The organism is Mycobacteroides sp. LB1, assembly GCF_013449725.1.
Lineage (GTDB): Bacteria > Actinomycetota > Actinomycetes > Mycobacteriales > Mycobacteriaceae > Mycobacterium.
In genome coordinates, this window is sequence record NZ_JACCFF010000001.1 from 490,662 (window position 1) to 503,010 (window position 12,349).

General features: G+C 61.0%; 14 protein-coding genes. 3 read left to right on the forward strand and 11 right to left on the reverse strand.

All coding sequences use genetic code 11. The annotated features are described in order from the left end of the window. Positions 1 to 2: 2 nt before the first annotated feature. The 11 genes from MLB1_RS02530 to MLB1_RS02580 form a co-directional block, all read right to left on the reverse strand. A complete protein-coding gene (locus MLB1_RS02530; RefSeq protein WP_219602532.1) occupies positions 3 to 572 on the reverse strand; it encodes an NAD(P)H-dependent oxidoreductase in 570 nt (189 codons plus the stop codon). Positions 573 to 583: 11 nt separating this feature from the next. Beyond that, entirely contained in the window at positions 584 to 1,474 is an 891-nt protein-coding gene (locus MLB1_RS02535) for a VOC family protein (protein WP_180748153.1), read from the reverse strand. A gap of 34 nt (positions 1,475 to 1,508) precedes the next feature. Further along, positions 1,509 to 2,684, reverse strand: coding sequence for an acyl-CoA dehydrogenase family protein (locus MLB1_RS02540; RefSeq protein WP_180748154.1), 1,176 nt, complete (start codon positions 2,682 to 2,684; stop codon positions 1,509 to 1,511). Positions 2,685 to 2,702: 18 nt separating this feature from the next. Further along, complete coding sequence (locus tag MLB1_RS02545) at positions 2,703 to 3,278, reverse strand: 3-phenylpropionate/cinnamic acid dioxygenase subunit beta (RefSeq protein ID WP_180748155.1); 576 nt, start codon at positions 3,276 to 3,278, stop codon at positions 2,703 to 2,705. Further along, positions 3,275 to 4,588 carry an aromatic ring-hydroxylating dioxygenase subunit alpha gene (locus tag MLB1_RS02550; protein ID WP_180748156.1) on the reverse strand — a complete coding sequence of 438 codons (1,314 nt, stop codon included), beginning with the start codon at positions 4,586 to 4,588 and terminating at the stop codon, positions 3,275 to 3,277. Before MLB1_RS02550 ends, MLB1_RS02545 begins: the two co-directional genes overlap by 4 nt. Positions 4,589 to 4,725: 137 nt before the next feature. Then, positions 4,726 to 5,058, reverse strand: coding sequence for a non-heme iron oxygenase ferredoxin subunit (locus MLB1_RS02555; RefSeq protein WP_180748157.1), 333 nt, complete (start codon positions 5,056 to 5,058; stop codon positions 4,726 to 4,728). Between the two features lie 14 nt (positions 5,059 to 5,072). Then, positions 5,073 to 6,323 carry an FAD-dependent oxidoreductase gene (locus MLB1_RS02560; RefSeq protein WP_180748158.1) on the reverse strand — a complete coding sequence of 417 codons (1,251 nt, stop codon included), beginning with the start codon at positions 6,321 to 6,323 and terminating at the stop codon, positions 5,073 to 5,075. Further along, a complete protein-coding gene (locus tag MLB1_RS02565; protein ID WP_180748159.1) occupies positions 6,316 to 7,182 on the reverse strand; it encodes a VOC family protein in 867 nt (288 codons plus the stop codon). Before MLB1_RS02565 ends, MLB1_RS02560 begins: the two co-directional genes overlap by 8 nt. Before the next feature lie 117 nt (positions 7,183 to 7,299). Next, positions 7,300 to 8,103 carry an alpha/beta fold hydrolase gene (locus MLB1_RS02570; protein WP_371750545.1) on the reverse strand — a complete coding sequence of 268 codons (804 nt, stop codon included), beginning with the start codon at positions 8,101 to 8,103 and terminating at the stop codon, positions 7,300 to 7,302. Positions 8,104 to 8,138: 35 nt separating this feature from the next. Continuing rightward, the gene (locus tag MLB1_RS02575) at positions 8,139 to 8,786 is read right to left on the reverse strand and encodes a peptidase C15 (protein ID WP_180748160.1); all 648 of its coding nucleotides are present in this window, start codon (positions 8,784 to 8,786) and stop codon (positions 8,139 to 8,141) included. Then, complete coding sequence (locus MLB1_RS02580) at positions 8,783 to 9,544, reverse strand: alpha/beta fold hydrolase (protein ID WP_180748161.1); 762 nt, start codon at positions 9,542 to 9,544, stop codon at positions 8,783 to 8,785. Before MLB1_RS02580 ends, MLB1_RS02575 begins: the two co-directional genes overlap by 4 nt. A gap of 185 nt (positions 9,545 to 9,729) precedes the next feature. On the opposite strand from MLB1_RS02580, the gene MLB1_RS02585 reads away from it, so the two are divergent. The 3 genes from MLB1_RS02585 to MLB1_RS02595 all read left to right on the forward strand — a co-directional run bounded on the left by MLB1_RS02585 (position 9,730) and on the right by MLB1_RS02595 (position 12,337). Then, the gene (locus MLB1_RS02585) at positions 9,730 to 10,545 is read left to right on the forward strand and encodes a 4-oxalocrotonate decarboxylase (RefSeq protein ID WP_255485574.1); all 816 of its coding nucleotides are present in this window, start codon (positions 9,730 to 9,732) and stop codon (positions 10,543 to 10,545) included. Between the two features lie 208 nt (positions 10,546 to 10,753). Continuing rightward, the gene (locus tag MLB1_RS02590) at positions 10,754 to 11,605 is read left to right on the forward strand and encodes an IclR family transcriptional regulator (RefSeq protein WP_180748162.1); all 852 of its coding nucleotides are present in this window, start codon (positions 10,754 to 10,756) and stop codon (positions 11,603 to 11,605) included. 39 nt (positions 11,606 to 11,644) lie between these two features. Further along, a complete protein-coding gene (locus MLB1_RS02595; protein WP_180748163.1) occupies positions 11,645 to 12,337 on the forward strand; it encodes a DUF2848 domain-containing protein in 693 nt (230 codons plus the stop codon). Positions 12,338 to 12,349: the final 12 nt, after the last annotated feature.

The following is a 12,349-nucleotide window of genomic DNA, read 5'->3' on the forward strand; positions in this document are numbered from 1 at the left end:
GGTCACACTTGGGTGCGCACAATGCCCATGCTCAGGGTGCAGACCTCTTGGCCCACCGTGCGTAGCTGGAAGTCCGCTGGCGCGTCAAGAGGCGCGCCGTAGCTGATACGAGATTCGGCCGAGTTGATCGCCGCTCCAAGCGGTGTCGGCCACCCACGTAGTGCGTGCACAATGCTGCGCAGTGTCTGCAGCGTGGTGACGGCCGCCTGCCATCCATAGGCAGTGGTGATGCATCCCACGGCACGCCCCGAGAGGTAAGGATCGTCATCGTTTCGCAGTTCTTCGACATAGTCGAGCGCGTTCTTCACAAACCCCGAAATCGAACCGTGGTATCCCGGCGACGCGATGATCACCCCCTGCGCAGCACGTAGCGACTCGATGAGATGCTGCGCGGTCGGATTGTCAGCGTGCTGTGGGTCGTACATCGGAAGGGCAGCCAGTTCGCTGCCGCCGAACATCTCTATACGCGCACCCTGGCTCTGCGCTGAATCGAGCGCGAATCGCAACGCAGATTCAGTAGAGGACTCCCGATTCAGGGTGCCCCCAATGCCGACGATAAAAGGGGTATCCATTGTGCCGCCTCTCATACCATTTTCATTAGGCCGTCGTGTCCCCAGGCGAAACCCGAACCCAGGACATAGTTTTCGGCAATCCATGTATCGGGATCAACCACGCGCGCGCCCCATCCGTACTCAAAGTGCCAGCCTGACGGGTTTCGAAAGTAGAACGAAAACACATGGTCGTTCTGGTGACGTCCAGTGGAGGTGCTGGTGATGCCACGCTCAAGGCAGAGGTCGTAGCTATGCCCCACATCGTCCATGGTGTTGGTTTCAAACATGACATGCTGGATTCGGCGCGGTGCACCAGGAATGTTCATGAATGCCAACGAATGATGACGAGAACTGCAGTGCATGAAGACCGCAAAGGGAGCACCATCGGGAGCGTGGGCGAAGTCGGTTACCCCAAAGCCCAACACTCGGGTATAGAAATCCGCCGCACCCAGGATGTCCTTGGCGTACAGCACCACATGGCCCATCCCGGTCTGTCCCATGTTGAATCCGGCTAGATCACGGGACGGCCGGAACCGCGGCATGAAGATGATCTCGTGCCCCAGTACCAACTCCATCCGCACATCCGAGTAGGGGCACATGAAGTGGACGAAATCCATCACATGACGGTCGGATGCTTCTTCCGGGGTGCCTTGGACAACCTTGATTCCCGCCGCTTCCAGCTTGCCGGCCGCGGCATCCAACGCGGTTTTTGACGCGACATCCCAACCAACATAGGCGACATCGTCTTCGTGGCCTGCTCGAACCCCGATCCGGTGATGCCGCTCATCGGCACGCACATACAGGAGGCTGTCGTCACTATCGGCGGATAACTCCAGCCCGAGCACCTCCGTCGTGTACTTCTTCCACCCTGAGATGTCGCTGGACGTCCCGACCACGTAGCTCAGCTGATTCACTGCGGCCATCGATTCACCTTTTCTCACATCGTAATTCGAGTTGTCAGAACACAGTGAGCTTCGGATCGCGATCCAGTCCGAGCGTCACACGTCCGTAATGCTGGTAATTGGCCCTCGTGAACGACACATGGCTGGCCATCATGTGGACATCCCGCCACCGCTGCTGCATCGGGCTGACATCCTTGAAGCCCGATGTCCCGCTCAGGTCGAAGAGCCGGTCGACGGCGCCGACAAGTAGCTCCGCCACCCGGTTGTAGTCCCGCAAGATCTCGGCCCTGTCCCCCAACTCCAGCGCCTCTGAAATGCTTGCAGCAGACAGGACTGCGTCTACGGATAACTGGGCCAACCGGAGGTCGGCGGCCGTGCGAGAGACGGCTTCCTGGACAACTTCAGAACCCGCGGTCTGTGCACGTCCTCGAGCCCAGACGCAGAACTGCTCATGGGCGTCCAGCGCCGCGCCAGTCATCGGCCCCAAGAATGTCAGCCCGGCATGCAGCGCCATCGGCTGCTGATACAACGGGCCCGGATTTGCTTCCCCGCCCGGCCCGTCCCCCGCGACCAATGCCGAGCCCGCGAGGACGAATCCATCCGGTACGAAGGCGTCCTCGACGACGATGGTCTTACTTCCGGTACCGCGCATACCTGCGGCGTACCAGTCGTCGTCGATCGTGTAATCCCCTGGCTTCACCAGGAAATGATGGTTGGCCGGCCGTTCCCCATCCTTGATCAGCCCACTGACGATCACCCACGACGCATGATCGACACCGCTTGCGAAGCCATGACGCCCCGTCAGCCGATACCCGCCGTCCATCTTCGTCACGGTGGCCGCCGGCGCCAGGGACGCTGCGACGCAGGTGTCTGGGCCTTGCGCCCATACCGCTTCCTGCGCCACCAGCGGGAAGAAGCCCACGATATGAGCATCGTGCGGCAAGAGCGCGGCGCACCAGGCGGTGGATGCGCAGGCGCGCCCCAACTCCCGCGCTACCTCGTACATGGTCGCCAACGGCATTTCATCGCCGCCGAAACGCTTCGGTGCCAACATCCGGCCACCGAGCCCGGCGCTGACGATTTCCGTCATGGATTCGTCTGGAACGCTCCGCTGATTCTCGGTCTGCCGCGCCCGCTCGCGAATGGCCGGTGCCAGCGCCCTGGCCCGCTCCACCAACGATGCGTGCAATGCACCCACATCCGAAGTTCTTTCAATATCGTTGACTACCATGATGATTCCTCTCCATACCTAGAACAGGACGCTCAGGTTCTTTGACTGAACGACGTTCTGATCGAGCAGTATCGTGCGCTTTGCGATCGTGAAACCGTCTCCGCTTACCCGAAGGACATCTCGACGTTCACCCGCCCAGATATCGGTCTCGGACTCGAGTCGGTTGCGGTACACAAGGAAATTTGACATCACGTTGTACTCCGGCGATCCGGGCTCGGCCGACTCGCTGGGGCTCCGTTGCGCGATGCGTACATTCGTCACCAGGTGCCGGCATCGAGACGGCGGGTCCTCTGCCCAATGCGTGCCCGAGTGCATTTGATTCACGCGGAGTTGCAGCGACCTGTGGTTATCGTAGAAATGAGCCATCTCGATACCATCGGGGACCTCGTCCCTATCACGCTGCCGACGTAATCTGTTCTTACGCACCGGCATCCAATAGATGATGTCTTCGGCGAACAATTCCAGCCAGGAGTCCCATTGCCAATGATCAAGGAGCTGCGCCTCGCCAAAGAGAAACTGCTCGACCCGATGCTGGAGGAGAACGCTCTCCAGCTCCGCGGTCACCGATACCGGGGAAATGGTCTCGACGCTCATTCGGCACCCCCAGCCACCACCGCGTGCACCGAGGTGCCCGTGCGCTCGTGTTCCGGGATGACCGGCCAAGACTCAGTTGTCATGAACTCCAGCCAGCGTCGGTAGAACCCGCGCTGCCCGGCCTCCCCGAAGAATGAATCGTGATACTCGCCGGGAAGCTCTGGATGGGATGTTTCACTACCCAAACCCATTTCGTAGTTCCACGCCATTTTTCGGGACTGGTGACCCTGTTCGAGAATGCCGCCGATCATGCCCCAGTTCTCGCCGTCGTCGGTTTCCACCACACCTGCCGCGCCCTCGGTGAACGATGCTGAGATCTGCTGCGCACGTTTGGCTTCCTCAGGAGCGTCCTTCTCCACCAATGTGTATGACCAAATCTCAAATTTGTTCGGACCCTTGGGGTGCCAGACCCGCAGATTGGCCGATCCAGGCAAACCGGCAAAATTTGGGAAGGCGTTGAAATTCGCCACCATATCCGCACGGTCGCCGACCCGCTCTCGCGCAATCTCACGCTTGCGCTGGTTGTACTGACCCAGCGGATCGTCCTCGAACCGTGTATTACGTTCGAAGAGAAAACTTTCGCCGTGCCCCTCGCGCAAGGACACGTGGGCCCCATCCTTTGCCTCAAAGCCCGGGCCGAATGCCAGCAGCGAGGACAGGTGGCTCGTAGACGCGTGGTAGGTGTCACCCGCGAACTGCTCAGCGGCCAGCTTCCAATTCGCATCAATCGTCCACTTGATCGCACCGGGAAGCACCTCGACACCGCCGTCGACATGATCGACCCAGCCGTCGATGTAGTACCGAAGGTCGCCGAGATACTCACCCAACGGGGGTGCGGTGGGATCAAAGTTCCCGAATATCAGGCCTTTATAGCTGTCGACCTGGGCCACCTGCACTAGTCCGTTGTCCTCCAACGACAGCTTGTTCTCGTACGCCTCTGCCAAACTTGGCACGCCCACCAGGCTTCCAGCGCTGTCGTAGGTCCATCCGTGGTAGGTGCACATGAACGAGCGGGAATTGCCCTCCTCGGCCCGGCATACCCGCATTCCACGGTGCCTACACACATTCAGAAATGCCTTCACCGAGCCGTCGGGCTGTCGCACGACCAGCACCGGATCCCCACCCATGTACGTTGCATAAAAGTCATGCGGATTGGGAATCATGGTGTCGTGGGCCAGGAATAACCAGGATCGGCCGAAGATTCGCTCCTGCTCCAACTTGTAGATCTCGTCGCTTACGAAGATCTCTGGACCAATGATCCCGTTCTTCCAGTCCACCAACGACGTGAGGTAATCGGTGTCGATTGTCATTTGGGTATCCCTTCAGGTCTCGCCCGGACAGTCCAAGCAAATAGATAGTGGTAACTCACCTGTCCGACTGAGCCTCAGTCAACCATTCTGCCGACGTGCCGTCGACGGTGGTGTTCTGAACGCCGGAACGGTCGAATTCAGTTGTCTATCAGCACATATAACGATCCATCCAATACCTCGACGGTGTACGTCGCCAGGGGCTGAGAGGCTGGCGGCGCAGTTACCTGTCCGGACTTGATACAGAATCTCGCAAAATGCCAGCCGCACTCGATCTGCCCACCGTCGATGAAACCTTCGTCCGAGAGCGAGGATCTATCGTGCGAGCACCAGTCCGCCGTGGCATAGAACTCTCCGTCGATGTTGTAGACGGCCACCGGTGGTTGCACATCGACCCGGGTGATGTTTCCGGGGGTAAGCTCGTCGACCGCACATACTCGAACACGATTCTGAGACTTCTCGATTGCTGTCACGGCATTCTGTCCTTTCATACCCGTACACCCCCGGCAGTCGACGATCCGGCCGATACCTGCCGTAGATCCACCGCGGGATCCGCCAGCATCACCGGGTCAGGGCGCGCCTGTGTGTCGATCAGATCCATGGCCATACGCACATCGCGTCGCTTGTTTATCCCCACCGCGCCGACCAGGATCCCGTCCTTCAGATGGAAGGCACTGAACTCCAGCGAATCTGGATCTCCACGCCGCACAACTCGATCCGCCCGGTGCGGACAGCCCGCCACTTGGATATTGGTGTCACCTTGATCTGACCAGAACCAGGGGACATCGCGATAGGGGCTGCCCCGGCCTGTCATGGAATGGGCGGCCGCGATTCCCTGATTCTGGGCGTTTTGCCAGTGCTCTAGTCGCACCCTTCCCCCCGCGGTTCGGTTGGGATGGTTGGTGACGTCGCCCGCCGCATACACATTGGGGATCGACGTGGCACAGAATTCGTTGACGACAATTCCGTTGTCCGTCTCGATCCCAGAGGCCTCCGCGATGTCGACCGCCGGCGCGGCGCCGATCCCGACCAGTACCAGGTCGGCTTCGATCACCGATCCGTCAGCCATCCTGATCCGGCGCACATGGTTGCCGTCCCCCTCGATCCTCGCGATCCGTGCGTTCATCCGTATCTCGACTCCACTGCCCACATGCATGCGCGCCAGCCGGTCGCCGATATCGTCGGCGAGGACGCGGCGGAGCACCCCCGCATCGCGTTCAAGCACCGTCACCGCGGCGCCGCGAGCGCGCACCGACGCTGCGAGTTCCATGCCGATGAGCCCACCGCCCAAGATGACCACCGACGAGTGATTCCCGATCCGCTCCCGGATGGAGACCGCATCGTCCACGGTGCGGAGGAAGTAGATTCCGTCGAGGTCGATTCCGTCGATCTCGGGTCGGCGCGGTGTCCCACCCGTGCATATCAGGACCTTGTCGGCCGCGACCGACTGTCCACCCGCCAGCTCGACGCGTTGTCCGTGTGCATCGATTCGGGTGGCCCGCGTTCCGAGAAGAAGTTCGATTCCGTTGTCCGAGTAAAACTTTGCTGGATGTATCCGCGTCTCATCGGGTTGTTTTTGGCCGGTGAGTACCTCCTTCGACAGCGGGGGGCGATCATACGGAAGCCGATGTTCCGCGCCGATCAGCAGGATGCGGCCGTCGAATCCATCCGCCCGCAATGTCTCTACCGCGCGCGCACCGGCCAGGCTCGCGCCGATCACCACATAGGTTTCAGTCACGCTGGTGCCCCCACAGACTGGTCGCATCGTAATTCGACACTCGCCAGGTGGAGTCGTCTACCAGCCGCCCGTCACAACCGAATTCGACCTCGGATCCGGACGGATTCTTGATGAAGAACGAGATGGCGAGATCGTTGGTGTGCCGCCCGAGGGTCTCGGTGAGCCGTACCCCCTCGACGCCGACCGCATCGAGGGTGCGCCCCACGTCGTCGATGCTCGTCACTTCGAGCATGAAATGCCCGAGCGCCGGACCGATGTCGGTGTTCTGGACGAACGCGAGGCTGTGGTGCCTCGGATTCACGTGGGCGAAGTGCACCTGCCGACCGTGGAACTCGATGGTGTCACTGAGACGGAACCCCAGGGTATCCAGGTAGAAGCTCTTCGCCGCGAGAAGATCGGTAACAAAGAAGAAGACGTGGCCGAGCCCCAGCTCCTCGGTGACAAATGTCAGGCCACGCGGCGACACGAACGGGCCCTTGGGCAGGAGCGGTCCGTAGAAGAACTCCAGCCGGTTTCCGTCGGGGTCTACACACCAGATCAGCTTCTGCACTTTGCGCACGCTCGCGCAGTCCGCGTCCTCGCAGACATCGATACCTGCATCGAGGAGCCGACCGCGCAGTTCCTCGAGCGTGCCGGAGTCCGCAACCTGCCATCCCACATACGCGGCGCCACCAGTTTCGCCTTGGTGGATCGCAAATCGCCATCCCCAGTCGTCTGCCCGGAAAAGGAGGGTTGAGGATCCGTCGTTCTCCTTGTCGGAGACATCCTGTAACCCAAGGATTTTCGTGCCGTAACTGCGCCAGGCATCGAGGTCTGTCGCGTAGAGCCCGAGGTACCCGAGCCCAATAACTTCAGTCATCTTCGCGTGTTGCCTTCCTGATCTTCCATTCGGATCTGTTGCCCGCGTTGTGCTTAGGTATGCAGCTTGTGCCATCGAGACTTCCGTCACAACACGGTCGATCCGTCCACCGGAACGTCAACTCAGGAAGGCCCGCACAACCGATACAAAGTCGCGCGGTCGCTCAAACGGTGGCCAATGGCCACAGTTATTCAGGATTACCAGATCGGAGTGCGGCAGGTGACCAAGCAACATCAAGGCACCTTCCAGCGGCACCATGCGGTCAAACCTGCCGTGCACCAACAGTGTCGGAGCCGTGATCGATTGCAGTGCTGCCACATTGCTTCGCGGCACGACAGTCGATCGCCGCCACGTTTCGACATGCTCGGGCTCTCTCAGCGCCCAGGCACACATCGCGTCCACCAGCGGATCAGTGATCAATCCGCTGTCGAAGACGATCGCTCGAAGCAACCGCTCGATGCGGTCTCGTTCAGGTGGTCGTGAAACACACTCGTCGAACAACCGGCCGACCTCGGTGGGGGCCGGCGCCAACAAATAGGGATCGCCTCCCGTCGACGCGCTGCAACCGCCGATGATCAACTTCTCGATCCGGTCTGGATACGTCACGGCCGCATCGAGCGCAACGGTTCCCCCCGTCGAAACACCCAACAACGCAAAGGAGCCCAGTTCGACCGCATCGACAACCGCCATCATGTTGCGCATGTAGAGGTCGTGCACGGGTTCGTGGAACTCCAGCGGACTGCTCCGCCCGAAGTTCGGATAGTCAATGAGGATGCAGCGGTAGTCCTCCGCAAGTTCCTGCAGGATCGCCTGATACGTAAGCCAGGCCGTCGTTCCAGGTAGCGGACCGAATGCCTGATTCATCACCACCGGCGCACCGTGGCCGACATCGTGATAGTGGACGGTGTCGCCATCGATCACTAGAGTGCGGCTCGTCGAGCCCTCAGAGAACGGCGTCAACTGATCGCACCGCCGCCAACACGGAGATCGACACCTTCATGGCCTGATGTGATCGAAATAGCCAGTAGTACAGCATCTTCGATGTTCTCGACAGTCATCGAGGGCAATGGGGAGTCGAACTGTGCCGCCCGCAGCGGCACAGTCGGGATATGGATGAGACCCACCCGCGTGGCACGGCTCCGAGTCAGATGATGAGCAAGATAGGCCGTCTGGTTACACAGATAGGTACCGGCGGTGTTCGACACGTATCCCGGGAGCCCCGCATTACGCCAACCCTGCATTATCGCCTTGATCGGTAGCGAATTCAGGTAGGCGGCAGGGCCATCGGCATCCACGGGTTCGTCTATCGGCGTTCGCCCGCCGATATCCGGAATCGGAAAATCCCGCACGTTGATGGCGACCCGCTCGAGGGCCGGCGCCGAGCGACCCGGTGCAACGCCGGTGACTACCACAATATCGGGATCTGTTTCTTGCAAGGCGGAGGCTAGCGCATCCCTTACCGTCACCGTATCGACCGGTAGCAGGACGCCGCAGATCACATCGTCACCGACCCGGCGGCCGTTCAGCCGCCATGCAATCATCCCACTGGGGTTCTCTGTCTCCTCCGCGTACGCGCCAAATCCGGTGACAAGAACCTTGCTCATGCCGCCGCCGGCTGCACACAGCGCTGCTGAAAGGCCACGAACTCGGTGACGAACTGTTCGGATCGCTCAAGCATGACCGAGGATTGCGTCAGCCCTGGCGCGATGAACAGCTGGGTATTGGGTGCCTGCTTGTGCCAAACGAACGCATCATCGACCGGATGGATGGCATCGTCCAGATCTCCCCGGCACACCAACGTGGGAACGTTCAGTTCGGCCAAATGCGGACGCACCGTGAAGTATTCCTGAAAGTTCGTGGTGCTCCGTGTTTTCGCGTAGAAATCGACCGCGACGCGCCAGTCGTCACCATGCAACGTGCGCCACTCGCGGGCCTGCTCGCTGTCATCCTCGACGGAGTCGAAGAACGAATTGAGCGAGGCGTTTCCACTGTTACTCAGTCCGACGATAGGCGCGTCGACGGTGAGTGTGCGCACTCTGTCGGGATTGTCCAAGACCAGCCGGCCGGCAATTCGCGAGCCGAGTGACACTCCTGCCACATGGATCTTGTCCAGGGCGAGGCCGTCCAACAGCGCCCAGAGATCCTCGACCCACACCTGCGGGCGTGACAGTGGCGCGGTCCGCGCGCTCCGGCCCAGACCGCGTAGATCCGGGACGATCACCCGGTGCGTGCGTGCCAACTGCGGTACCAAGTCGCCAAACCATCGACCCGATGCGGCGGCACCGTGGATCAACAACAGCGGATCCCCTGTCCCCTGGTCCTCGTAGTAGAGCTCGGCGTCCCCAATGACCACATTGCCCATCGATGAAACTCCTTTGTCGGGGCTTACGTAACGGAGTCCAGGCTTTCCAGACAAGGAGTGCCTCACAATGCGGGCGTTCCGTAGAACGGAAACCGCCAGGACCGATTTGGTGTCTCCTGTCCGTTGTTCCGCCGAACGGACCGCCATTATTTCCATCAGAATGCCGCCCGGGACAGGGTGAGGGCATGAACGCACAACCCGCAACATCGGTTCAGCTCACAGATTCCCCGCGATACGCGGAATCGCTTGCCGGCCAACTGTTACAGGCGGAGACCGACCGGATAGCCTGCGCGCCTCTCACCGATAGCAAGCCCGATTTGTCCATTGAGCTCGCCTACCGCATCCAAGACGAAGCGCTGAGTCAGCGGATCGAGCGTGGCGAGACCATCACCGGTATAAAGCTCGGTCTCACTTCTCCCGCCAAACAAGAGCAGATGGGCGTCTCCGCGCCACTCACCGCGTGGCTCACCGATGCCATGGCACTTCCCGTCGGCACACCGCTTCCACACGACCGCTTGATTCATCCCCGCGTCGAGCCCGAGATCACCTTTGTCATGGGACGACGATTGGCGGGGCCGGGCGTCACCGCAGCCACGGCATTAGCTGCGGTGGATCGCGTATATGCAAGCCTAGAAGTCATCGACAGTCGCTACCTCGACTTTCGGTTCACCTTGCCGGATGTCATCGCGGACAACGCCTCGTCGGCCTACTACGTCACCGGCCCAATCGGCGCAAACCCCACCGATCTCAACCTCCGGTTGGAGGGGTGCCTGCTCCATGTCGGCGGCCGACTGGCGGCAAGTGGACTCGGCGCTGCCGTCCAGGGCCACCCCGCCGAAGCACTAGCTCTGGCGGCAAACTCGCTAGCGCAACGCGGCCACGCCATCGAAGCAGGGTGGATTGTGATGACCGGCGGAATCACCGATGCGGTGGCGGCCAATCCCGGAGCCACAATCAACGCCCAGTTCACTCATCTCGGCTCGGTGGACATCATCAGCTGATCGCGGCGCGCAACTTAGGTAGTTGTCTCGGTGATTTACCCGATGTGATCGGCGCCACTTTGGACATAGCGTTGTGATCAGGTCGAATACCGGCATTTCACGGCCCCGTCAGCTGCCGGCATTCGACCCGGACAAGTACCTATGTCCGAATTAATCACCGATCCAGCCCGCAGATCTTGCTGCTCCTGGCGACCGAGAGGCAACGCCCATGCCGATTCCGAGTGCGATAGCGCCCACCCGAATCCACGACACCCCCGCCCGTATCGCACTGCTTGCCCCACCCGAGCCGCCAGACCGCGACTCTTCGACCTCAGTAGCAAAGGCTCTGTCGCTCTTGAGCAGCTTCACACCACACCACCCGACCATGGGGGTCTCCGAGATCGCCCGGCGTGCACAGCTCCCGAAGTCAACGGCCCATAGACTCTTGGCAGTGCTCGTCAACTGGGGCATGGTCACCAAACGCGGTACGGAATACTCCCCCGGCGCGCGGCTCAGCGAACTCGCCGCGCTGTCGTCACGTCCCGACACGCAAGAGCTCCGGCGTGTCGCTCTTCCCCATTTGCTCGATCTCTACGAGCGGACACACGAGACGGTCAACCTCTGCGTGCTCGCCGGTACCGATGTGCTCTACGTCGACAAGATCCATGGGCACAACGGCGTCGATTCCCCGGCGTGCGTGGGGTCCCGCCTGCCGGCCAGTAACACTGCTGTCGGAAAGGCACTCTTGTCGTTCAGCACCCCAAACACTCTGGCGAGGGTCGCGGGAAATCTGCGGCCCGCAACATCATTGAGTATTTCGTCGTCCTCACAACTCAGTCGGGAACTCGAGAGCATCCGCACCTTGGGTGTTGCCTATGACCGACAGGAGGCACGGCCCGGACTTACCTGCATAGCAGCTCCGGTGCGCTCCTGGTCGGGAGCGGTCGTCGCGGCGATCTCAATCTCGGGCCCCGTGCAGCGATTTCGCCCTCCGAACGCGGTATCGGTGATCCGCGCCGCGGCGGCAGGCATTGCCAAGAGTTCACAAGAGCTCAGCTGGAGACACCAAGTATCCAACTGACGCACCCCCCTATCCCGATAATCCGTAGACAGGATGTCCATGCCCAATCTGACCTTCGAACTCCCTGACGGCGAAGAGATCACCGTCGCAGTCGACACGTTGCTCAACGCCGGGTACGCCGGACGCAGCCAGGACGACGTGGCCGCGCATGTCGCCGAACTCGCCCAGCTCGGTGTACCCGCGCCAACACGGGTACCCTGCATCTACCCGATCGCCCCTTACCTAGCCATGCAAACCGACGAAGTGTCTGTCCAGCACGGTAAGACATCAGGAGAGGCGGAGTGGGCACTGATCGTCGCCGGAGATAGTCCGGAGGATCTGCTTCTGACCGCGGCATGCGACCACACGGATCGACAGCTCGAACAGCACGGAGTCGCGTGGAGTAAGCAGGCCGCGCCAGATGTGTTGGCCCGCAAGGCGTGGCGCCTGTCCGATGTGGAGTCGAACTTAGACGATCTCACCCTGGTCGGCACCGTCATCACCGAGGAGGGACCTCAGGAAATTCAACGTGGCACCCTCGCGGAACTGCTCACGCCGATGTACTGGGTGGAGGAACTCTCACAACACGGGCTGCTGCGTCCCGGAACCGTGCTGATGTCCGGCACGATCCCGATGGTTCCGGAGATCAACCAGTTCAGCACGGGCTGGCGAGTTGACTTGGGCAACCCCCACACGGGCGACACCATCACTCTTTCCTACACGGTGCGCCACATTCCGGCGCCGATCGACTGATCAAGTCTTTCA